This window comes from Microbacterium sp. DT81.1 (genome assembly GCF_049844955.1).
Taxonomy (GTDB): domain Bacteria; phylum Actinomycetota; class Actinomycetes; order Actinomycetales; family Microbacteriaceae; genus Microbacterium.
The window spans coordinates 340336-362529 of the sequence record NZ_JBNCMA010000002.1 but is presented as its reverse complement, the minus strand read 5'-3'; the positions used below and the strand labels follow the sequence as shown (position 1 = coordinate 362529).

At 67.8% G+C, this 22194-nt stretch carries 19 protein-coding genes; 4 read left to right on the top strand and 15 right to left on the bottom strand.

Going from position 1 to position 22194, the window contains the following annotated elements; translation table 11 throughout:
- Positions 1-30: 30 nt before the first annotated feature.
- The 6 genes from ACLQ2Q_RS06865 to ACLQ2Q_RS06840 form a co-directional block, all read right to left on the bottom strand.
- Complete coding sequence (locus ACLQ2Q_RS06865; protein ID WP_425819320.1) at positions 31-891, bottom strand: aldo/keto reductase; 861 nt, start codon at positions 889-891, stop codon at positions 31-33.
- A gap of 431 nt (positions 892-1322) precedes the next feature.
- A complete protein-coding gene (locus tag ACLQ2Q_RS06860; RefSeq protein ID WP_425819318.1) occupies positions 1323-2498 on the bottom strand; it encodes an NAD(P)/FAD-dependent oxidoreductase in 1176 nt (391 codons plus the stop codon).
- Positions 2499-2533: 35 nt separating this feature from the next.
- Complete coding sequence (locus ACLQ2Q_RS06855) at positions 2534-3586, bottom strand: Gfo/Idh/MocA family protein (protein WP_425819316.1); 1053 nt, start codon at positions 3584-3586, stop codon at positions 2534-2536.
- Positions 3586-4356, bottom strand: a complete 771-nt coding sequence (locus tag ACLQ2Q_RS06850; protein WP_425819314.1) for an amino acid ABC transporter ATP-binding protein — start codon at positions 4354-4356, stop codon at positions 3586-3588. Before ACLQ2Q_RS06850 ends, ACLQ2Q_RS06855 begins: the two co-directional genes overlap by 1 nt.
- On the bottom strand, positions 4353-5141 hold the full coding sequence (locus ACLQ2Q_RS06845; protein WP_425819312.1) for an amino acid ABC transporter permease: 789 nt from the start codon (positions 5139-5141) through the stop codon (positions 4353-4355). Before ACLQ2Q_RS06845 ends, ACLQ2Q_RS06850 begins: the two co-directional genes overlap by 4 nt.
- Before the next feature lie 77 nt (positions 5142-5218).
- On the bottom strand, positions 5219-6094 hold the full coding sequence (locus ACLQ2Q_RS06840; protein WP_425819310.1) for an ABC transporter substrate-binding protein: 876 nt from the start codon (positions 6092-6094) through the stop codon (positions 5219-5221).
- A 191-nt stretch (positions 6095-6285) separates the two neighbouring features.
- Between ACLQ2Q_RS06840 and ACLQ2Q_RS06835 the strand changes: the two genes are divergently transcribed.
- Positions 6286-7380 carry a LacI family DNA-binding transcriptional regulator gene (locus tag ACLQ2Q_RS06835; protein WP_425819308.1) on the top strand — a complete coding sequence of 365 codons (1095 nt, stop codon included), beginning with the start codon at positions 6286-6288 and terminating at the stop codon, positions 7378-7380.
- A gap of 170 nt (positions 7381-7550) precedes the next feature.
- On the opposite strand, the gene ACLQ2Q_RS06830 is transcribed toward ACLQ2Q_RS06835, so the two are convergent.
- A complete protein-coding gene (locus ACLQ2Q_RS06830; RefSeq protein WP_425819306.1) occupies positions 7551-7985 on the bottom strand; it encodes an Lrp/AsnC family transcriptional regulator in 435 nt (144 codons plus the stop codon).
- Between the two features lie 189 nt (positions 7986-8174).
- Between ACLQ2Q_RS06830 and ACLQ2Q_RS06825 the strand changes: the two genes are divergently transcribed.
- A complete protein-coding gene (locus tag ACLQ2Q_RS06825; protein ID WP_425819955.1) occupies positions 8175-9533 on the top strand; it encodes a pyridoxal phosphate-dependent decarboxylase family protein in 1359 nt (452 codons plus the stop codon).
- Between the two features lie 43 nt (positions 9534-9576).
- Here ACLQ2Q_RS06825 and ACLQ2Q_RS06820 read toward each other — a convergent pair whose 3' ends face one another.
- Positions 9577-10200: a TetR/AcrR family transcriptional regulator gene (locus ACLQ2Q_RS06820; protein WP_425819304.1), complete on the bottom strand. Its 624-nt coding sequence runs from the start codon at positions 10198-10200 to the stop codon at positions 9577-9579.
- Between the two features lie 63 nt (positions 10201-10263).
- On the opposite strand from ACLQ2Q_RS06820, the gene ACLQ2Q_RS06815 reads away from it, so the two are divergent.
- Positions 10264-11307, top strand: a complete 1044-nt coding sequence (locus ACLQ2Q_RS06815) for an agmatine deiminase family protein (protein WP_425819302.1) — start codon at positions 10264-10266, stop codon at positions 11305-11307.
- Entirely contained in the window at positions 11304-13049 is a 1746-nt protein-coding gene (locus ACLQ2Q_RS06810) for an amidase (protein ID WP_425819301.1), read from the top strand. Before ACLQ2Q_RS06815 ends, ACLQ2Q_RS06810 begins: the two co-directional genes overlap by 4 nt.
- A 124-nt stretch (positions 13050-13173) precedes the next feature.
- Here ACLQ2Q_RS06810 and ACLQ2Q_RS06805 read toward each other — a convergent pair whose 3' ends face one another.
- The 7 genes from ACLQ2Q_RS06805 to ACLQ2Q_RS06775 all read right to left on the bottom strand — a co-directional run bounded on the left by ACLQ2Q_RS06805 (position 13174) and on the right by ACLQ2Q_RS06775 (position 22036).
- Positions 13174-14319 (bottom strand): endo-1,4-beta-xylanase, encoded by a 1146-nt coding sequence (locus ACLQ2Q_RS06805; RefSeq protein WP_425819299.1) that lies wholly within the window; start codon positions 14317-14319, stop codon positions 13174-13176.
- Positions 14320-14514: 195 nt separating this feature from the next.
- Complete coding sequence (locus ACLQ2Q_RS06800; protein ID WP_425819297.1) at positions 14515-15984, bottom strand: alpha/beta hydrolase-fold protein; 1470 nt, start codon at positions 15982-15984, stop codon at positions 14515-14517.
- 166 nt (positions 15985-16150) lie between these two features.
- Complete coding sequence (locus ACLQ2Q_RS06795; protein WP_425819295.1) at positions 16151-17164, bottom strand: LacI family DNA-binding transcriptional regulator; 1014 nt, start codon at positions 17162-17164, stop codon at positions 16151-16153.
- Between the two features lie 42 nt (positions 17165-17206).
- On the bottom strand, positions 17207-18718 hold the full coding sequence (locus ACLQ2Q_RS06790) for an alpha-N-arabinofuranosidase (protein ID WP_425819293.1): 1512 nt from the start codon (positions 18716-18718) through the stop codon (positions 17207-17209).
- Between the two features lie 36 nt (positions 18719-18754).
- Entirely contained in the window at positions 18755-19681 is a 927-nt protein-coding gene (locus ACLQ2Q_RS06785; protein ID WP_425819291.1) for a carbohydrate ABC transporter permease, read from the bottom strand.
- Positions 19678-20604: a carbohydrate ABC transporter permease gene (locus ACLQ2Q_RS06780; RefSeq protein ID WP_425819289.1), complete on the bottom strand. Its 927-nt coding sequence runs from the start codon at positions 20602-20604 to the stop codon at positions 19678-19680. The genes ACLQ2Q_RS06785 and ACLQ2Q_RS06780 overlap by 4 nt, the downstream gene beginning before the upstream one ends.
- A 70-nt stretch (positions 20605-20674) precedes the next feature.
- On the bottom strand, positions 20675-22036 hold the full coding sequence (locus tag ACLQ2Q_RS06775) for an ABC transporter substrate-binding protein (protein ID WP_425819287.1): 1362 nt from the start codon (positions 22034-22036) through the stop codon (positions 20675-20677).
- Positions 22037-22194 lie beyond the last annotated feature (158 nt).

The following is a 22194-nucleotide window of genomic DNA, read 5'->3' as shown; positions in this document are numbered from 1 at the left end:
GCACAGTAGCAAGCGGTTCTCGTGCGCCGCTCAGCGCTGCCGCTTGTCGAAGTTGATGCGCGCTGCGGGAAGGAGGATCCGCCCGAGCAGGTCGGGCATCTGGAAGAACGGCTTGCCCTTGTCGAGCGCCCCGATCGAGGCGACCTCCTCGGGTGCGAGCACGAAGTCGAAGATGTCGATGTTCGCTGCGATGTGTGAGGGGTTGGTCGACCGGGGTATAGCGATGTTCCCCTCCTGAATGTGCCAGCGCAGGATCACCTGAACGGGCGACTTGCCGTGCTTGCGCGCCAGCTCCGCGAAGAGCGGTTCGGTGAGCAGTCGTCGATCGGCATGCCCCAGCGGGTACCAGGCCTCGAGCACCGTACCGAATGACCGGAGGAACTCCTTCAGCTCACGCTGCTGATGGTACGGATGACACTCGACCTGGTTCACCGCCGGCACGATGCTCGCGTGGTCGGTGAGGTCGGTGAAGCGGCGCTCATCGAAGTTGCTCACGCCCAGAGCGCGGACCTTTCCCGCTTCGACGGCCTCCTCCATCGCCCGCCACGCCCCGTTGTAGTCGCCGTACTGCTGATGCAGCAGCAGGAGGTCGACGTAGTCGGTTGCCAGGCGCCTCAGGGTGCCGTCGATCGCCGCGACCGCTTTCTCGTACGGGTAGTTCGGCGGCCACAGCTTGGACGTGAGGAAGACGTCTTCACGCGGCAGACCGCTGTTTCGGATCGCCTCCCCCACGGCGCGTTCGTTCAGATACGCGTTCGCCGTGTCGACCGAGCGATACCCGGCGGCGAAGGCCGAGGCCAGCGCCGGCCCGCAGTCGGCGGAGCGAACCTGGTAGACGCCGATGCCGAGTTGCGGCATCCGCGCCCCGCTGTTGAGGGTGATGCTCTCCATCACTGAATTCTCCCGCGCTCGCGCAGCAGAGGGGCCGCCGGGAGCAAGGGAGCACGAGCGTCGGAGAGTGTCGCCTGATTCGGGTGATTGCAGGTGATCCGGCCGATTGAGGCGCGATCCTCCGAGCCTCATGCGAGCCGATGCCGCGGGCGGGGCGTGGCTCCTAGCTGCGCTCGCTCAACCACCGGACTGCGCGTCGCCTCGCCGCGGGAGCACGAACTTCGGAGAATGTCGCTCAGTTCGGGTGATTCCGGATGATCGGGACGATTGAGGCGCGATTCTCCGAACCTCATGCGAGCGGATGCCGCGGGCTTGGGGCCGCGCGCGGCACACTTCACATCGCCCCGATGTGTCCGGTGCACCGGCACCTTCAGAACGCGAACGGCGAGGCGATCCGAGGCGGGGGCGCGACGCCCCCGCCCCGGATCGGTCTACTTCTGCACCAACGGCGCCCAGGCCCCCGTCCCCACGGCCGCGGGCTCCGCGTCTGCGCCGAAGCGCTCGAGACGGAACGAGGTCAGCACCAGTGACGGCGCACCTGTCAGGATCTCCTCGGCGGCGAGTTCGCCGAGGATCAGCCCGAGTGTCGCACCCGAGTGGGTGAACAGCGTGTACAGGCCGTCGATGGCGGGCACGGCGCCCGCGACCGGCTCGCCGTCGCCGGGGATCGGCTTCAATCCCGCGCCGACGCGCTGCGCGGTCAGGCGGGGGTGGCCGGCGAGCACCTCGGATGCGGCATCCAGCAGGCCCTGGACAGAGTCGTCCGGCACCGTGAGAGATCCATCGTCGGCGACGACGACCGACTGCTCCGCCCAGTCGGCGTCGAGCACGAGGCGGCCGTCGGGCGTCGGGCGCACCGCCACGCGGGGCGTGTTGAGCACCGTCTTCACCTCGACCTCCACCGGATCGGTGAACAGCACGAACGCGGCCGGCGTGGCATCCGGCACGGAGACTCCCAGCGCGGCGAGCTGCGCAGGCACCGCGGGTCCCGTCGCCAGCACCACTTCGTCGGCCGGCACGCGCGTCCCGTCACCGAGGATCACCCCGGTGGCCGTCCCGTCCGTCACCTCGACGCGTGCCTCGCCCGCGTTCTCGATGAGGCGGGCGCCGTCGGTGAGGGCCTCATCGACCAGCGCGGCGATGATGTCCGGCAGGCTCACCCAGCCCTCACCCGGGTTGAAGATCGCGCCCTCGGCGGCGACCGCGTCGGCGTTCACGTCCGGGGCGACCGCGGCGACATCGGCGCGGTCGACCCAGACGGAGTCATATCCCCCTGCTCGCTCGAAGGCGAAGGTGTCGCGGAAGCTCTCGCCGGCACCCGCCCACTTCAGCGCGCCGTCGAAGCGCAGGTACGCCGCGCTCTCCGGATGCCGCGCACTCCACGTGCGGTAGCGGTCGAGTGCGAGCAGGCGCAGGTAGTGGTACTCGGCCGAGCGGTCACCCGACGAGTTGAGCCAGGCGATGGAGCGACCGGATGCCCCGTCCGCGAGCTCGCCGGCGGTCACGAGTGACACCTGGGCGCCGCCGCGCGCGAGGTGCGCCGCGGTGGATGCACCCAGGATGCCGCCGCCGATGACGACGACGTTCTTCGATCCGGTTCTGGTCATGTGTGAGTGATTCCTTCGTGTTCTCGAATATTCGGTCAGACGGTGATGTCCGCGGTGGCGTGCGCGCGCTCGATGAGCTCGAGCACGTCGACGGCGTCGCGGGGATCGACGGGAAGCGGCCCGCCGCGGCGGAGGGCGACGGCCAGCAGGCGATAGAACTCGCCGTAGTCTCCGCGCCGCGTCGGCACGCGGCGCGCAGCGCCGTCGGTGCCGAGCGTGCCCCAGCGATCCTCGGGCACCTCGCCGAAGCCGGGGTCACCGGGGAGCGCGCCCGCGAGCAGCGACGGCTCCTGCGGGTCAAGTCCGCACGTCGTGTAGCCGGCGCGGGAGCCGAGCACGCGGAACCGCGGCCCTGCCAGCGGCGCGACCGCGCTCATCCACAGGTGAGATGTGACGCCGGAGACGTGCTGAAGGGCGAGGAACGAGTCGTCGTCGGCGGCGGTGGCCGGTCGGCGACGGGCGATCTCGGCGTGCAGGCTCGACACGGGGCCGAACAGCTGCACAGCCTGGTCGATGAGGTGCGTCCCGAGGTCGTAGAGGATGCCGCCGGCCTCCCCCGCCGCTGTGCTCGTCTTCCAGGAGGTGACGGGCTCGGGCTTCCACCACTCGAATCGGGACTCGAAGCGACGCACCTCGCCCAGCTCCCCCGCCCCGACGAGGTCTCGCACGGTCAGGAAGTCGCCGTCCCACCGCCGGTTCTGGAACACCGTGAGGTGTCGCCCGAGCCGCTCGGCCTTGGCGATCAGCGCCCTTCCCTCGTCGGCGGTCACCGCGAGCGGCTTGTCGATGACGACGTGCAGTCCCGCGTCGAGCGCCGCGTCGGCGAGGTCGACATGCGTGCCGCTCGGCGAGCCGATCACGACGAGGTCGAGCGAATCCGCATCCGCCCAGACATCATCCGGCGACGCGACGGCCCGTGCGCGCGGATGCCGGTCGGCGAGCGCCGCCCGACGCGACGGGTCGTTCGTCACGACGAGGTCGAGCGAGAAGTCGGGGTTCGCCGCGAGGAAGGGCGCGTGGAAGACGCGACCCGACGTGCCGAAGCCGATGATGGCGGTGCGGAGCGGCCGGTGTGCGGCATCCGTCATCACAGCACCTCCGAGAGGAAGCGCTGCAGGCGCGGGCTCTGCGGCCGGTCGAACAGATCGGCGGGGGCACCGGATTCGACGACGCGTCCCTCATCCATGAAGACGACCTGGTCGGCCACCTTGCGTGCGAAGCCCATCTCGTGCGTGACGACGAGCATCGTCATCCCGCGGTGCGCGAGGCCGGCCATGAGGGTCAGCACGCCCTTGACGAGCTCCGGGTCCAGGGCGCTGGTCGCCTCGTCGAAGAGCATCACCTCCGGCTCCATCGCGAGCGCGCGGGCGATCGCGACGCGCTGCTGCTGGCCGCCCGACAGATCGCGCGGCCGGTGGTCGGAGCGCTCGGCGAGGCCGACCTCGGCGAGGCGCTCGGCGGCGATGCGCCGCGATTCCGGAGCCGAGAGGCCCTTCACGTTGCGCAGCGCGAGGGCGACGTTCTCGAGAGCGGTGTGGTCGGGGAACAGGTTGAAGTGCTGGAAGACCAGGCCGATGCGCTTGCGCACCGCATCCGCCTTCTGCGTCAGCACGCTCTCTCCCGCCAGCAGCACATCGCCGGACTTCGGCTCGTGCAGCCGGTTGACGCCCCGAAGCAGAGTCGACTTGCCGGAGCCGGAGGGTCCGATGATGCAGGTGGTCGTTCCCGGTGCGACCTGAAGGCTCACATCGCGCAGCACATCGATGTCGCCGTAGGCCATCGTGAGGTTGCGCAGCTCGAGGCTGGAACCCGCGTAGATGTGTCCGTCGGGAACGGGCACGGGAGTGGTGTAGGTCATGTGTTCTCTCCGTAGGTGAGGGTCGGAGTCAGGGTGGTCTCTTCGACCTCGTCGAGTCCGCTCTTGGGCGGAGTGGCCTTGCGGCGGCCGGTGCGGAATCGGTTGTCGAAGTAGTTCACGAGGTGCGTGAGGGGCACAGTGATCACGAGGTAGAACAGGCCTGCCATCACGAGCGGCGAGAGGTTGCCGGTCAGCACCGCGGCATCCTGGCCCACCCGGAACAGCTCGCGCTCCGAGACGAGGAGGCCGAGGAAGTACACGAGGCTCGAGTCCTTGACGATGGCGATGAACTGGTTCACCAGGGCGGGCAGCACGCGACGGACGCCCTGGGGCACGACGACGAGGCGCATCGCCTTGCCGTAGCTCATGCCGAGGGCGCGGCATGCCTCGAGCTGTCCGCGGTCGACGCTCTGGATGCCGGCGCGGAAGATCTCGCCGATGTAGGCGCTCGCGATGAGGCTCAAGGCGAGGATGCCGAGCGGGTACGGCGACGGACCGAAGATCTGCTGGCTCAACCGGGCGAAGCCCTGACCGATGAGCAGGATCGTGAGGATCGCGGGCAGCCCCCGGAAGATGTCGGTGTAGACACGTGCGGGGATGCGCAGCCATCGAGAGGGCGAGATGCCCATGATCGCGATGACCATGCCGAGGACGATTCCGATGACGGTGGCGGCGCCGGAGATCACCAGCGTGTTGACGAGGCCGATGCCGAGCAGCTGCGGGAACACCTGCCACATCGCTTCGAAGTCGAAGAAGGTCTTGACGATGTTGTCGAGCCAGTCCATGGGATTCTTCTTTCAGAGAAGGCGGTGGCGGTGCGGGCCGCGCGGTCTGCCGTGGGAGGCCCGCACCGCGGATCCGCTCAGTCCGACGCGGTGTCCGTCGGAGCGGGGGTCTGCTGCTCGTCCGAGGGAAGGTACTGGTCGGGCATCGGCGAGCCGGGGAACCACTTCTGGTACAGCTCCTTCCAGGTGCCGTCCTCCATGGCCTCGTGCAGCGCTTCGTTGAGGGCGTCCTTGAAGGCGTCCTTGCCCTTGGCGATGGCGAAGCCGGCGGGGGCATCGAAGGACGGGATGTCGATCGCGTTCTCGAGGCCGTACTGGTCGGCGTACTCCTTCGCCGCCTCGTAGTCGAGGAAGTGCGCGTCGATGGAGCCGCTGTTCACGGCCGAGATGGCGGCGTTGTTGTCGGGGAAGCGGACCAGCTCGGTGTCGGTGAAGTTCTTCACCGCGTAGGCCTCCTGCAGCGTGCCCTGGACGACGCCCAGGCGCTTGCCCGCGAGATCGGCCTCGTCGGCGATGTTCGCGTCGGGGCTGGACATCACGGTGAGGTAGCCGGCGAGGTAGCCGTCGGAGAAGTCGACCGTCTGCTCGCGCTCCTCGGTGATTCCGATGGCGGCGACACCGACGTCGAACTGCCCGTTCGCGACCGCGGCGAGCAGACCGGAGAAGTCCTGACCGGTGAACACGACATCGTCGATGCCCATCCGGTCGGCGACATCGGTGAAGAGCTCGACGTCGAAGCCGGTGAACTCGCCGTTCTCGTCTGTGAAGGTGTAAGGCTTGGAGTCGCCCAGGCTCGCCACCCGGATCTGGCCCGGGGTAATGAGGCCGTACGGGTCGGCGGCCGCGCTGGTCTCGGCCGCGGGAGCGGCCGAGGAGCACGCGGCGAGCGCGAGAACGGTCGCACTGGCGGCGACGGCGCCGACGATGGCGCGTCGGATGGTGGTGAAGGTCACGATGATCCTCTCGGGGATTCAGCTGCGGTTGGGTGTGACGGGGGTTTCCACGCGGGGGGTTTCCACGCGGTGGTGAGTCATGTCGCTTTGGTGATACCGGTCTCAACTGATTAGATTGAGACCGGTCTCAGTTCGTTTTCGAGGACAATACGCGAGACCGGGGCGCAAGTCAAACAAGGAGGGGAAATCACGTGCAGTCACTTGACACCGGCGGGGACGGGCATGACGACACCGGTCGCGAGGTCACGGTCAGCGACGTGGCAGCCGCGGCCGGGGTTGCCAAGGCGACAGCCGCCCGGGCACTCGGTGACTACGGAGCCGTGAGCGAATCGGCACGCGACCGGGTACTTCTCGCCGCAGAGCGGCTGGGCTACCGACCGAACGCGCTCGCCCGCACCATGAGCACCGGTCGCTCGAACACGGTGGGAATCGTGGTGGGCGACATCGAGAACCCGTTCTTCGCGCAGGCCACGAGAGGTGCGGCGGATGTCGCGGCGGCGGCCGGGCTCGATGTGATCCTCTCCAACTCCGACGAGGACGCCGAGATCGAGGCCAAGGCCATCGGGGTGCAGCTCGCCAAACGGGTGGACGGGCTGCTCGTGGCACCCGCATCCTCGATCGATGCGTCGAACCTGCAGACCGTGCTCACCGCCCGGAGGCCCGTGGTGCTCTTCGACCGCGCTCTGCCGGGACTGCCGGTCGACACCGTGATCGCGGCCAACCGGACCGGCGCGGCGGTGCTGACGACGCTCCTGGTCGACGCTGGACATCGCCGCATCGCCTTCATCTCGACGCTCGGTCATCCGGGTCGCTACCACGCAGGCGATGTGCTGTCGACGTCGTCCGTCGCCGAGCGTGTCGAGGGATTCACGAGCGCGCTGGCCCGCGCCGGCGTGCCGGATCCCGCGTCCTTCGTGCATCTCAACGCCCGCGAGGAGGGGGTGGAGCGGCTGACCCGCCGCATCCTCTCGGAGGATCCGGGGATCACGGCCATCGTGAGTTCCGACAGCCTCATCGCGCTGGGGGTCTTCCGGGTCGCCCGCGCGCTGGGCCTCCGCATCCCGGGGGATCTCTCCCTGGTCGCCTTCGACGACGCCGACTGGACGGGGGTCAGCACGCCGGGCATCACGGTGATGGCCCAGCCCATCCATGAGATCGGCGCCGAAGCGGCCCGGCTGCTGGTCCGTCGCATCCGGGGCGACGGTGCTCCTCCGGTGCTGCGGGTGCTCGATCAGCACCTGATCGAACGCGAGTCCGTCGCCCCGCCGCGCGAAACGACGCTGTGACGCCCGGCGGCCGGGACAGGATCTGGTCACGCCTGGCGGTTCGGCAAAGCACCGGGTAACGCCCAGATCGCCTCACTCGTCGTAAGTGTCAGTGAACTGGGCAGAAACCCACAAAAAGCGACGAGCGAGGCAACCGGGCGGCCGCGGCGCCCGCACCGGCGCGGTCGCGCCTAAGCCGTCGCCGTGCTGAGCAGGATGCTCGTCTCACTGTCTCGGATCCCCTCGATGCCGCGAAGCGCGCCGAGGGCGCCGTCGAGCGCGGTGAGGCTCGTGCAGCGGAGTTCGGCCACCAGATCCCATCGCCCGTTGGTCGTGTGCAGAGCGGCGATCTCGGGGATGCCGTGCAGGCTCCGGATCGCATCGCGCGCGTCGCGGCTCTCGACCGCGATGAGAGTGATCGCCCGTATCGTCGACCGCTCGGCGGCGTCGTGCACGCGCACCGAGAAACCGAGGATCGCCCCCGAGTCGAGCAGACGGTTCAGACGCTTGTTCACCGTTGCGCGGGTGACTCCGAGGCGCGCGGCGAGCGTCACGACCGGCTCCCGCGCGTTGTCGCGAAGCAGCGCGAGGAGCCGGCGATCGAGGTCGTCGAGAGTGGGCTCCATGCACATAATGTACATCCGGGATGTACATTTCGCTCATGCGCGGGTCGAGAACGCGCAGTCCGGCGATTGATCGTGCACCCGGGTCGTCCCTACGCTGAGAGAGTTGCCGCGGCAGCCGTGCGCTCCCGCCGGGCGCGATTCCCTCACTCCCTGGAGCGCCCCTTGTTCGAGACAGACGCACCCGCGCGCATGCACGCCCTCACCGACGAGACGCACGACGTGATCGAGGCGGTGCTGGACTACGCACGCAACCGTGTGCTCTATAAAGACATCCCGCTCGATCACCCGGTCACGCCCGAGGAGCTCTCCAAGACCGCCTCCGGCTCGATCGGCCCCGCGGGATTGGGCGCCGAGCAGGCGATCAGCCTCTTCGAGAATGTGCTGGCGCCCGCGTGCCTTTCGACCGACCATCCGGGATACCTGTCATTCATCCCGTCGGCACCGAGCAAGGCGGCGATCGCCTTCGATCTCGTGGTGTCGGCGTCGGCGATCTACGGCGGCTCGTGGGTCGAGGGTGCGGGCGCGGTCTTCGCCGAGAACGAGGTGCTGCACTGGCTGGCGCGCGAGTTCGGACTCCCCGCGACTGCCGGCGGCGTGTTCGTGCAGGGCGGCACGATCGGCAATCTGTCGGCGCTCGTGACGGCTCGGGATGCCGCCCGCCGCCGCAATCGCGAGAACGGCGTCGCCGATCCCGCCCGCTGGGTCGTGCTGTGCAGCGCCGAGGCGCACTCCTCGATCGCGTCGGCCGCCGCCGTGATGGACATCGACGTCGTCGCGGCCGCCCCGGATGACGGCGGTCGTCTTCGCGGCGACGCCGTGGCCCGGGCGCTCGACGAGCACGGCGCCGCCGTGTTCGCGGTCGTCGCCACGGGCGGAACCACCAACTTCGGCATCGTCGACCACATCGCCTCGATCGCCGAGGTCACCCGCTCGCGCGGCGTATGGCTGCACATCGACGGCGCGTACGGCCTGGCGGCGATGCTGGTGGAGCGGATGCGACCGACGTTCGCCGGCGTCGAGCACGCCGACTCGGTGATCGTCGACCCGCACAAGTGGCTGTTCGCCCCCTTCGATGTCTGCGCGCTGCTGTACCGCGATCCCGACCTGGCGCGTCTCGCGCACACTCAGAAGGCGGAGTACCTCGACACCCTCACCGAGACGGCCGACTGGAACCCCTCGGATCTCGGTGTGCAGCTCACCCGTCGCTCCCGTGGCCTGCCGCTGTGGTTCTCGCTCGCGGCGCACGGCACGGAGCAGTACCGATCGGCGATCGACCACGGCATCACGCTGGCCCGCACGATCGCCGACGAGATCGCCGAGCGTCCGCATCTGTCACTCGTGCGCGAGCCGGAGCTCTCGGTGGTGGTCTTCCGCCGGGAGGGCTGGTCGGCCCGCGACTACCAGGCGTGGTCCGACAAGCTGCTCGCCGAGCAGAAGGCCTTCGTGGTGCCCAGCTCGCACGCGGGAGAGCCGGTGCTGCGCTTCGCGATCATCAGCCCCCTCACGACGATCGAACTGCTCACCTCGATCCTCGACACGCTGGCGTGATCACGCCGCGCGCCCACGCGGAGCCCGAACGCCGGAGCAGCGTCTAGGGCATCCGGTCGATGAGCGCCCCCGACGACAGCCCGAGCATCGATTCCACCGACCGCATCAGCAGCTCCGTACGCTCGCGCGGGCGCTGCCACCCGACCAGGGAATGGGCGTTCAGCCCGTCGATCATCCCGAGCACCTGTCCCGCGATGGCGATCGGGTCGTCGAATCGGAACTCCCCCGCTCGGCGCCCCTCCGCGAGCAGGCCGGCGAGGAACGCCCGCCACCGGTCCATCTGCTCGCGGACGCTTTCGGCCAGGGCGGGATTGCGGCCGCCGAGCGCCCAGCTCTGCACCCAGATCAGCGTCACGTCCGCGCGGTCCTCGTCGAGCATGCTGCCGAGCATCGAGACGAGTGCGGCGGAATGCCCGTCCTGGGCGTTCGCAACCTGCTGCAGCTCCGTCAGCTCGGCGCCGACGATCGTGGCGAACGTCTCGGCCACCAGGTCGTTCATGCTGGGCGCATAGTGCGCGACGAGCGCCGAGGCGACCCCCATGTGCTGCGCCACCCCGCGGAGAGTGACGGCGCTCAGGCCGGACTGGAGCGCGATCGCCCGAGCGGCGTCGCCGATTTCGGCGACGCGCTCGCTCGCGGATCTTCGTGTGCGTGTTGACGACATCATCCCGATTCTGTACCGTGAGGTCGAATTGATCAAGTGATCAACTTGTTAGGGAAGGTGCCACGGATGGCTTGGCGAATGCCCTCGGAGACGAGGCCCCACGAGCGGACGTGGATGGCGTTCCCCCGCGCCGGACAGACGATCGGCGACACCGAGCAGGAGCGCGAGGAGTGCTACGCCGCCTGGACGGCGACCGCGCACGCCGTCGCGGAATTCGAGCCCGTCTCGATGGTCGTCGACCCCACCGAGATCGCCAGGGCGCGCCGCATGCTCTCGGGCGACATCGAGATCGTCGAAGCTCCGCTCGACGAGTTCTGGATGCGCGACTTCGGGCCGACCTTCGTGGTCGACGATGAGCGACCCGGAGCGCTCGGCGCGGTGGACTGGGTCTTCAACGGCTGGGGTGCCCCCGCGTGGGCGGAGTGGGAGCTCTCGGCTCGGATCGGCGCCTTCGTCGCCGACCTCGTCGGGGCCGAGACGATCCCCTCCGAACTCGTCAACGAGGGCGGCGGCATCCACGTCGATGGAGAGGGGACCGTGCTGCTCACCGAGACGGTGCAGCTCGACCCTCGGCGCAATCCGGGGCTCACGCGCGGGCAGGTCGAGGCCGAGCTCGCCCGCACGATCGGCACCCGCCACGCGATCTGGCTTCCGCGCGGCCTGACGCGCGATTACGACGACTTCGGCACGAACGGGCATGTCGACATCGTCGCGACCATCCCCGCCCCGGGTCGCGTGCTGCTGCACGCGCAGAACGACGCGGGCCACCCCGACCACACCGTGTCCACGCAGCTGCGCGCTCTCCTTGACGCAGAGGTGGATGCCGCGGGCCGGTCGCTCGAGGTTGTCGACGTGCCCGCCCCGTCGACGCTGCGGGACGACGAGGGGTTCGTCGACTGGAGCTACATCAATCATCTGGTCGTCAACGACGGCGTGATCGCGTGCGCGTTCGGGGACGAGCCGGCGGATGCCGCGGCGCGGGGCATCCTCGAAGACGCCTACCCAGGACGGCGGGTTGTCGGCGTCGATGCGAGGCCGATCTTCGCGCGCGGGGGTGGCGTGCACTGCATCACCCAGCAGCAGCCTCGAGTGGACGGAGCGGCGGGATGACGGGCACCGACGGCGCGACCGAGATCGACGTCGTCGAGGCGAGCATCGCCGACCTGCGCCGGGCGCTCGAGTCCGGCGAGACGACGAGCGTCGACCTCGTGCACGCCTACCAGCGGCGGATCGCGGCGTACGACGCTCCGCACACGCCGACGGCCCTGAACGCCGTCATCGTGGCCAACCCCGACGCGATCGCCGAAGCCGCGGCATCCGATGCCCGGCGGGCGGCAGGGCGCGTGCTCGGCCCGCTCGACGGCATCCCGTACACCGCGAAGGACAGCTACCTCGTGCGCGGGCTCACCGCCGCCGCCGGCAGCCCGGCGTTCGCCGAGCTCGTGGCGCAGGGAGATGCGTTCACTATCGAGCGGCTCCGCGCGGGCGGCGCCATCTGCCTCGGACTCACGAACATGCCGCCGATGGCGAACGGCGGCATGCAGCGCGGCCTCTACGGACGCGCCGAGAGCCCCTACAACGCCGACTACCTGACAGCGCCCTTCGCCTCGGGCTCGTCCAACGGGTCGGGCACGGCCACCGCGGCCAGCTTCGGTGCGTTCGGGCTCGGCGAGGAGACCTGGTCGAGCGGCCGGGGGCCGGCATCCAACAACGCCCTGTGTGCCTACACACCCTCCCGCGGCGTGATCTCGGTGCGGGGCAACTGGCCCCTCGTGCCCACGATGGACGTCGTCGTGCCGCACACCCGCACCATGTCCGATCTGCTGGCCGTGCTCGACGCCGTCGTGGCGGACGACCCGGAGACGCGCGGCGACTTCTGGCGCGTGCAGCCGTGGGTGCCCATTCCCGCCGCGTCGACGCGGCGTCCGGACTCGTACGCCGCGCTCGCGGTCACCGACGCGGATACCGCCCGACGCGCGCTGGCCGGCCGGCGCATCGGCATCCCGCGCATGTACATCAACGCCGACGAACTGGCCGGCACCGCACCCTCCCCCGGCATCGGCGGGCCGACCGGAACCCGCATCGACACCCGGCCGTCGGTTCTCGACCTCTGGGACGCCGCCCGCCGCGACCTGGAGGAGGCGGGGGCAACCGTCGTCGAGGTCGACTTCCCTGTCGTGTCGAACTACGAGGGAGACAGACCAGGCGCGCCGACGATCGCGACGCGCGGACTGGTGACGCCCGATTACCTGGCGCGCGAGATCCGTGACCTCTCGGCATGGGCGTGGGAGGACTTCCTCGCCGCGAACGGCGACCCCGCGCTGTCGACCCTCGCCGACGTCGACGGCAGCCGCATCTTCCCCCACCCGGGAGGAGCGGCCCTCGACCGCTACACCGGCTTCGACGACGACATCGCGGAGTACCCGGACTGGGTGCGCACGCACCCGGACGCGACCTGGGCGGACTTCGCCGATCTCGAGGCGGGTGTCATCGGCCTCGAGCAGACGCGCCGCCTCGACCTCGAGGAGTGGATGGACGGCCTGAGCCTGGATGCCGTGGTGTTCCCGGCCGTCGCCGATGTCGGCCCCGCCGACATGGACGTCAACCCGGACTCCGCCGACCTCGGCTGGCGCAACGGGGTCTGGGTGGCCAACGGCAACCTGGCGATCCGGCACCTCGGCATCCCGACCGTCACGGTCCCGATGGGGCTGATGGACGACATCCGGATGCCGGTGGGACTGACGTTCGCGGGACGCGCCTACGATGACGTGGCCCTGCTGCGGCTGGCGAGCGCCTTCGAGGCGATCCGGCCGCGTCGGGTGGCTCCGCCGCGCACTCCCCCGCTGTCCTGACGACCCCGCGCCGGAACGCAGGTCGCGCGAGGTTCGGCCCACACGCCGCGAGGGGCACGCCCGGATGGACGTGCCCCTCGTGGTCCTGGCGACGGAAGGCCGCCGGACGCGAATCCGATGCCGGTCAGGCGGCGGCGCGCAGCACCTCGCGCAGCGCGTCGTACTGGGCCTTCGGGTTGTTGTGCGTGTCGTACAGCAGGCCCGCGCCCTGGCCGGTGAACCAGCCGGGGATCCACGAGTTCGCGTCCGATACCCCCCACACGGTGAACGAGTTGCATGCCTCCACCGCGAGGCAGGCTTCCAGCGTCCGGGCCCACCAGTCGATCTGCTCGGCCTCCTCCGCCGGATCGGCGGGGGTGTTGGTGTAGGTGCCGTTGTTCTTCTGCGTCACGAAGGTGCGGATGTCGACCTCGGTGAGCGCGACCTCGAGGCCGAGGTCGGCGAAGCGCTGCAGGTTGTTCTGCAGGTCCGGGTATCCGTACTGGGTGTCGAGGTGTCCCTGGAAGCCGACGCCCTCGATCGGCACCCCTGCGGCGAGCAGCTCCTGCACGAACGCGTACGCGGCGTTGCTCTTCGGGCCGGTGAACTCGAGGTTGTAGTCGTTGTAGAACAGCAGCGCCTCCGGGTCGGCCTCGTTCGCCCAGCGGAACACATCCGCCACGTACTGCTCGCCCGGAAGGCCCAGCTCCTCGTACGCCTGGTACCAGATGGTCTCGCGGAAGCTTCCTTCAGCGTCGTCGTTGAAGATCTCGTTCACGACGTCCCACTGCTGGATGCGACCGGCGAAGTGTCCGGCGACCGTCCGAACGTGGTTCTCAAGGATCGCGCGCAGCTCCTCGGCGCTGTAGTCGCCGGTGGTCAGCCACGTCGGCAGCTGGTTGTGCCACACGAGCGTGTGCCCGCGCACCACCTGGCCGTTCGCCTCGGCGTTGGCGATCAGCGCTTCGGCCGCCGCCCAGTCATAAACTCCGGGCGCGGGGTTCAGCGCTTCCCACTTCATGACGTTCTCGGCCGTCACGCTCGAGTACTGGGTGTTGACGATGTTGCGGTACTTGCCGTTCTTAGCCAGCAGGTCGGTGTTGACGGCGACACCGATCTCGATGCCGGCCTCTTCGGCGAGCGCGCGCAGGGTGTTCTCGCCGATGACGGCCGAGTGCTTCGACGCATTCGGGTTGGCCGGCGGGGCCGGATCGGCGGCGAAGGCTGTGCCCGGGGCAACGACGAAGGCCGTAGCCAGCGCGCCGACGAGCAGGGGACGGGAAATGCGCATGGAAATGCTCCTTTGCATGGGGTGGTGAAGGATGGTTCGATAACGTTTTCCATCCGGCGACCATGCTAAGCACGATAAGTTCTTGTCGTCAACTTATTTCGAAAACGGTGACCAAGGAGCCTTTGACCTTCGCTGGTGCCGCAGAAATGGGTTGCCGACGGAGAAGCTCCGCCGGCAACCCACTTCACGTACTGACTACTGCTGCTGCCAGTATCCGAGGTTGGAGAGCAGTTGATTCGCGATGACGAGCAGCCCTGCCGCCTCTTCTTCTGTGAGCTTTCCATTGCTCTCGAACGCGTTGACCTGAGCGACGAAGCCGTTCAGCACATCGACCGCGCCGCCGTTCTCGTCCTTCGTCACGAGCTTGAGCGCCTGATCGAGCTTCACGGTGAGCGCGTTGCGGTTCCCCTTATTGAGGCCCGTGTCCGCGACGGCGTCCTTGAGCGTGGTGACCTCATCAAGGATGAACGCCTCCGGGTGCCACAGGTAGTCCCTCGCCCAGATGGTGAACAGCTGGTTCCAGGCGTTGAAGTCGTGGGCACCGGCGACGACCACGTTCTCGACGAAGGCAACCTGATCCAGAGCGGCGACGGTGTTCGCATTGGGCAGACCGAAGTCCCACCGACCGCCGCCGTACAGGATGTAGGGCTTATCGATGTTCGGTACAGTGGCAAGCACTGCCTGTGCGCCTCCACTCCAGGGACCGTAGTACCCGAACCTCAGAGTGTCGTAGCGCATGAGATTCTGCGTGACGAAGGAACCCGCCGACAGGCCCGCGAACGCGCGGTCGATCGCGTCGGTGGAGACGTTGTAGTTCGCCTCGACGAACGGGATCACGACGTTGCGCAGGTTGGGGTAGCCCTCGTTGGGCGCGCCGAGGTAATTCGTGTTCGTCGTGATGACGATCGCGGGCTCGGTGGTGCCGTCCTGGAGGAGGTTGTCCATGATGACGGGGACGTCACCCATGTTCATCCAGTCGGACTGATCCTGCCCGCCGCCGTGCTGCATGTAGATCGTCTTGTACGGCTCGGCCCGGTTCGGGTCGTAGTTCGGCGGCAGGTAGACGCCCATGGTGCGCGTCGTGCCGTTGACCTCGAACGGCACATAGCTCCAGGTGCCCTTGGGCGAGTCGGCCCGGGGGTTCTCGATCTCGCGTGCAGCAAGCGGTGCGTAGTTCTGCTTCACCGGATCGTACGGCACGTGCACCTTGTTGAACGCGCGCCGGGCGGTGCCTTGGATGCCGTCCGGAGCGAAGATCGGTGAGTTCGCGGGATCCGGAACCCAGTAGCTCGTGTCGTTGTCGACGTAGAACCAGTACTGGTTGGCGCCCGCGGCGAGCGGCACATCGGTGACCCAGTAGCCGTCGGCCACCTCTGTCATCTCCACGTCGTATCCACCGCCTCCGCGCATCAGGCCCGGCCGGTACTCGAACGGCGAGTAGACGGTCGTGTCGGTGGGGTCCGCCCAGTTGCGCAGCATGATGTCGGCGACGAATCGCACGCTGGTCGCGGTCGGGTTGTAGTACACGAAGTGGCCGGTGTAGCCGGTCGGCGAGTTCGGATCCTGGGTGACGGTCGGCCCAGGGGTGAGATTCACCTCGTCGGCCCGCGCCGACACGGCCGACATGCTCAGCACCATCGCCAACGCGAGCGCCAAAGCCGTCATCAGCTTCAGGAGTGGCGCCTGGACGGCACTGCCCCGCACCCCTCCGGTCTGCCTACTCGATTGCAAAGCTCCCATTACTGTTCCTCCTTGAACGGCCACTGAGCGCCGGAAGGCTGCTCGCCGCGGCCAGGCTAACCGAAGGTTTACTACGTTGTAAAGCAAATCTTTACGACGTTGTAAATGAAGGATGCAACGGGTGGTCGGGCGGCGCCGTGGATTCCCGCACCACGAGCGTCGGGGCCAGGTCTATGCGGGTCGTCGCCGGCTCCTCGCCGCCCCGCATCCGCAGCAGCAGGCGCGTCGCTTCCTCGGCCATGCGTCGGAGAGGCTGATGAACGGTGGTCAGGCGCGGGGTGCTGATGCTCGCGAGCGGGATGTCGTCGTACCCCACGACGGAGAGGTCGCGCGGCACGTCGAGCCCGCGCAGACGGGCTGCGCGAACGACCCCCATTGCCTGCAGATCACTGCCGGCGAAGATCGCGGTGGGAGTCTCCGGCATCGCCAGAACCTCCCCGGCGATCTGCTCGCCGCTCTCGACATTCACCTCGCCGAATCGTTCCCACTCGGGGTGGACCTCCAGACTCGCCGAGCTCATCGCGGAGCGGAACCCGTCGATGCGCGCCAGCGAGGACATCATGTCGTCCGGGCCCATGATCGCCCCGATCACACGGTGACCGAGTTCGATCAGATGGCGGGTGGCGAGCACTCCGCCCTGCCAGTTGGCCGATCCGATTCCTGGTACGTCCGGAGCAGGGTCGCCGGTGGGGTCGAGGATCACGAATGGGATGCCGCGCGCCTGCAGCGTGCGGCGGGCCGAGGGCGGCAGGCCGGCGAACACCAGCACGACACCGATCGGACGCCGACGGACGACGTCGATGATCCACCCTTCGGTCGGCGCGTAGCGGTCGCCGTTGACGGATAGCGAGATCGTCCGACCAGAAGACGCTGCGACGTCGCGCACTCCCTCGATCACCTCGAGTGACCAATTGGAATCGAGTTCATGGAGAACGACCTCTATGAACTCGCTTCTGCTCTCACCGCGTCGCGCGTACCCGAGCCGCTCCAGCTGGTCCTCCACGAGGATCCGGGTCGAGGCCGCGACATCCCCGCGACCGTTGAGGACCTTCGAGATCGTCGTGACGGACACCCCGGTCGCCGCAGCTATCGTCGCGAGGGTCACGCGGTTCTTCTCAGCCATGCCGCACGAGCGCGGTCACGCCCGCTACCCCAGGGTCAACGCAGTCCACGAAACCGGAGGCAGCTGCAGGGTCACCATGCCGTCCGCGAGGATGGCCGACTGATTGCCGCGCAGACCGACCCGGTCGGGATGCTCCAGGGTGTTGGCCGCGTGGATGTCGTCGTCGTGCAGGGACTGCACCTCCTGCAGCGCGACGCTTCCGAGCTGGCGCACGTCGATGTCGATCGTGACCTCTTCCTCCATGCCTCGGTTCACGACGAAGACCGTCGTCTGGCCGGTCGCCTCATCCCTGGTGGCGACGGCATCGATCACGGGCACCGACCCGAATCGATCCGTGTCGTACGACGGACTGTCGAGCGTGACGTCCAGGGTGACGCCGCGGGCGAGTCGTGATGTCACGGCGAACGGATAGAAGGTCGTCTGGCGCCACGCAGGACCACCCGGCTCGGTCATGATCGGCGCGATGACATTCACCAGTTGAGCCAGGCTCGCGGCGGTCACTCGATCCGCGTGGCGAAGCAGCGAGATCAGCAGGCTTCCGACCACGACGGCGTCGGCGACAGAGTAGGTGTCCTCGCAGATGCGCGGCGCGACCGGCCAGCTGTCGACTCCTGAGACACGGTCGACCTCGCGATAGCGCGACAGATACCAGACGTTCCACTCGTCGAAGGAGATGTTGATCGTCTTGTCACTGCCGCGCACGGCCTTCACGCCGTCCGCGATCGCGACGACCTTGTCGATGAATCGGTCCATGTCGACGGCTGACGCAAGGAAGCTCTTGAAGTCTCCGCTGAGCGGCTCGTAGTAGGCGTGGCACGAGATGTAGTCGATGGCGTCGTACGTCTCCTCGAGCACCGTCCGCTCCCAGGCGCCGAACGTCGGCATCTGGCCGCTCGAGCTGCCGCACACGACAAGCTCCAGGTCGGGGTCGATCTGACGCATCGCACGCGCCGTCTTGGATGCGAGCTCGGCATAGCTCTGAGCGGTGCTGTGACCGAGCTGCCACGGACCGTCCATCTCGTTGCCCAGGCACCACATGCGGATGTTGTACGGCTGCGGGGTACCGTGCGCGATGCGCAGATCGCTCAGAGCCGTTCCTGAATTGAGGTTCGCATACTCGAGCACGTCGAGTGCCTCTTCCACCCCGCGGGTGCCGAGGTTGACGGCGTACATCATCTCGCTGCCGACCTTGTCCAGCCAGGTGGCGAACTCGTCGAGGCCGATCTCGTTCGGCTCCGTCGAATGCCATGCCAATTCGAGCCGTCTGGGCCGCTCCGCGCGGGGGCCGACGCCATCCTCCCACCGATATCCGGAGACGAAGTTTCCCCCCGGATACCGGATGGTCGAGACGCCGAGCTCCCGAACCAACTCGATCACGTCTCGACGGAAGCCGTGCTCGTCCGCGTCGGCGTGGCCGGGCTCATAGATGCCCTCGTACACGGCCCGCCCGAGATGCTCTACGAACGAGCCGAAAAGACGGCGGTTGATCGGTCCGACGACGAAGTGGGGGTCGATGGTCAGATGTGCGGAGATCATGGTCCTCATTGGTGTCGTGATGGTGGTCGCGAAATGTCATTTCAGGCTTCCGATCGAGAGCCCGCCCTGCCAGTAACGCTGGAGGGTGAGGAACGCGATGATCAGGGGGATGACCGAGACCAAGGAGCCGAGGATGATGATGCTCCACAGGGTCTGTCCGCCGGCGGCGCCGTAGGTCGACGCGGTCGAGTTCCACAGGCCGATCCCGACCGTGACGGGGAAGAGCCGGTTGTCCGACAGCATCACGAGCGGGAGGAAGTAGTTGTTCCACGACGCCACGACCGACAGCAGCAGAACGGTCACGATGGCGGGTCGCAGCAGCGGAAGGGCCACCTGCAGGAACGTCCTGAACTCCCCCGCGCCGTCCACGCGTGCGGCGTCGAGCAGCTCGTCGGGTACCGCGTCGCGGGCGTAGACGTTCATCAGGTACACGCCGAACGGGTTGAGCAGCGTCGGCAGGATCACCGCCCAGATCGTGTTCGTCAACCCGGCCTGGGCGAACAGGACGAAGGTCGGGATCACGAGTGCAGTCGTCGGCACCATGACCGAACCCAGCAGGATCGCGAAGGAGGCTCGGCGGCCGAAGAAGCGATACTTCGCGAAGCCGTAACCCGCCAGCACCGCCAGCACGGTGGCGCCGAGACCTCCGACGATCGCGTAGAGGGCGGAGTTCGCCAGCCAGCGAGCGTAGATCCCACCGCTGTACGTGAACAGGTCGATCAGATTGCCGATGTAGTCGATGTCGTCGGCGAACCAGAGCGAGCTGTCGCCCCCGAACAGCCCGGCGGCGCTCTTCGAGCTGTTCACGATGAGCCACCAGAACGGGATCAGGAAGTAGATCATCAACAGCGCGAGCACGATGTTCAGGGGGATGCGGCCGCGAGCGCGGGGGGGCCGCCTCCGCTTGGAGGCATCGTCGGGCGCCGAAGGGATGCCCGTGACCTCGACAGGTGTGACGGTCATGAGAGGATGCTCCCTCGCTTGCGGGTGGCGAACAGGAAGATGTAGACGCAGACGAAGACGACCGCGCCCAGCGCGAACGAGATCGCGGCGCCGTAGTTGTAGTTGGCCAGCGAGAACGCCTGCTGATATGCGTACATGTTCGGCGTGAAGTCATTGGGGATGGACCCGGCGGCCAGCTGCTGCAGGATCTGCGGCTCGTTGAAGAACTGCAGGGTGCCGATGAGGGCGAAAACGAGGATCAGCAGGAGCGCCGGGGCGACCAGCGGGATCTTGATCCGCAGTGTGATCTGCCACTGGGATGCGCCGTCGATGCGGGCTGCCTCGTAGAGCGTGGGATCGATCCCCTGCAGCGCGGCGTAGATGACGATCATGTAGTAACCGGCCCATTGCCACGTGACGATGTTGAGCAGGCCGTAGAAGATGAGGCCGGTGCTCAGGAAATCGGGCGCCTGTCGACCCAAGCTCTCGAAGATCTCCGCCAGCGGGCCGAAGTTGTCGCTGTAGAGGAACCCCCACATCAGGGCGCCGATCACGGTCGGGATCGCGTACGGCAGGAAGATCATGAGGCGCGAGAAGCGCGCAAAACGGGTGACCACGATGTCGAGGATCAGCGCGATCGCGAGCGAGACGGCCATCTGCAGCGGAATCAGGACGAGCGAGAACCTGACGACGAACCACACGCCGTCGAGGAACGACGGGTCGCTGAAGGCCTTGGCGTAGTTGCCGAAGAGCACGAACCTCGTCCCGCCGATCAGCGACTTCTGGAACAGGCTCAGGTAGAAGGCGTAGCCGATGGGCAGGACGAGAAGGGCGAGGAAGATGATTCCGAACGGTCCGACGAAGAGCCATCCGAACAGGTTCTGCCGGGCGGCGGTCGATCTGCGAACCTTCGTCTTTGCGGGACTTGCGGTTGTCGCTGTCATGATTTCTCCGGGTATGGAACGGATGACCGAAGGCCGGTCCGCACTGACACGGACCGGCCCTCGTGTCATGTCACTTGACGGTGAACCCTTGCTCCTCTGCGTATGCCACGACGGCTGCCTGGAGCGCATCCGCGGCCTCAGAGCCGGTCGCGGACCCATCGTTGATGCGGGCGATCTGCTCGGTGAGCTGGGAGTAGTAGTACTGTCCGATCGGCGTGTACGTCATACCGGTGTAGGCGTTGGCCGCCGGCACGTACACCTCCTTGTTGGCCTGCTGGCCGTTGAAGAAGGGCACCTCGTAGTTCAGGAACTCCTCCGATTCGAGCACGTTCAGGTTCAGCGGGAAGATGATCTGCTGCTGCCAGCCCTCGTCGAGCGAGGCCTGATCCGCGTAGACGCCGAAGGCGACCTGCGCTGCGAGCTCGGGATCCGCCGCCTGGCTGCTCACCGCGAACGCGGAGCCGCCCCAGTTGATCGCGATCGGGTTGTCCGGGTTCCACTGCGGCATCGGCGCACTCGCCCACACGCCGGCGTCCGCGCCCTCGCCGACGCCTGCGCCCTGCAGGTAGCCGGGGGCCCAGGCGGCCGACAGGTACGTTGCATAGTCGCCGGCGATGACGCCGGAGATGTACTCGGGCGTGAACTGATCCTCGGTGCCGACCAGACCCTTCTCGACGAGGCCGCTCCAGTAGTCGAGGACCTCCTTGATCTCGTCGCTGTTCAGGTTGATCCCGATCTCGCCCTCGGCGGCGGGGTCGTACTCGAACGGCTCCGCACCGTTCTGGTACATGAGCGCCGTGACCTCGGCGGGCTGATTCGCGGCGAAGCTGGCGAAGACCGGGCCTCCGGCATCCTTCACCGTCTGCGCGGCGGCCTCGAACTCGGTCCACGTCGTGGGCGGAGTGATGCCGTACTCGCTGAAGACGTCGGTGCGATAGATCATGCCCATCGGGCCGCCGTCGATCGGAGCCCCGTAGACGGCATCACCGACCGAGACGTCCTTCCAGGCGCCCTCGCTGAAGTTGTCCTTGACGTCCTCATAGCCGATGTCCGTCAGGTCGACGAGGGCGTCCTGCGCCTGGAACGTCGCGATCCGGTCGGCCTCGACCATCATGACGTCGGGAGCGCCGCTGCCTGCCGAGATGGCGGTCTGGAACTTGTCATAGGCGTCGCCGCCCGCGCCCGCATTCGTCCAGCAGACCTGGACGTCATCGTGCTCCTCATTGAAGTTGTCGACGACGGTCTCGCTGTTCGGATACCAGGCCCACAGCGTCACCACTGGTGCGTCTTCGTTCTTGATCGTGTTGGTGCAGTTGGTCGCGTCGTTTCCGCCGCCGCCGCCGTCCGCATCGTTCTCGCCCGGGGAGCAGGAAACGAGGGCACTCGCCAGCGCGAGCGTGGCTGCTGCAGCGATGACCGGTGTCGTCTTCACTGTGATTCCTTTCGGTGCTGGACATCTTCGTCGAAGCGCCCACGATCGCGGGGTCCCCATTCGAGCTGGCGAGCGTGCGCCCACCGAGCAGATCGGGGTGTCTGAATCGTGTTTGCAACGTTGTACATTCAACGTTGGAAATGACTATCCCCGATCAC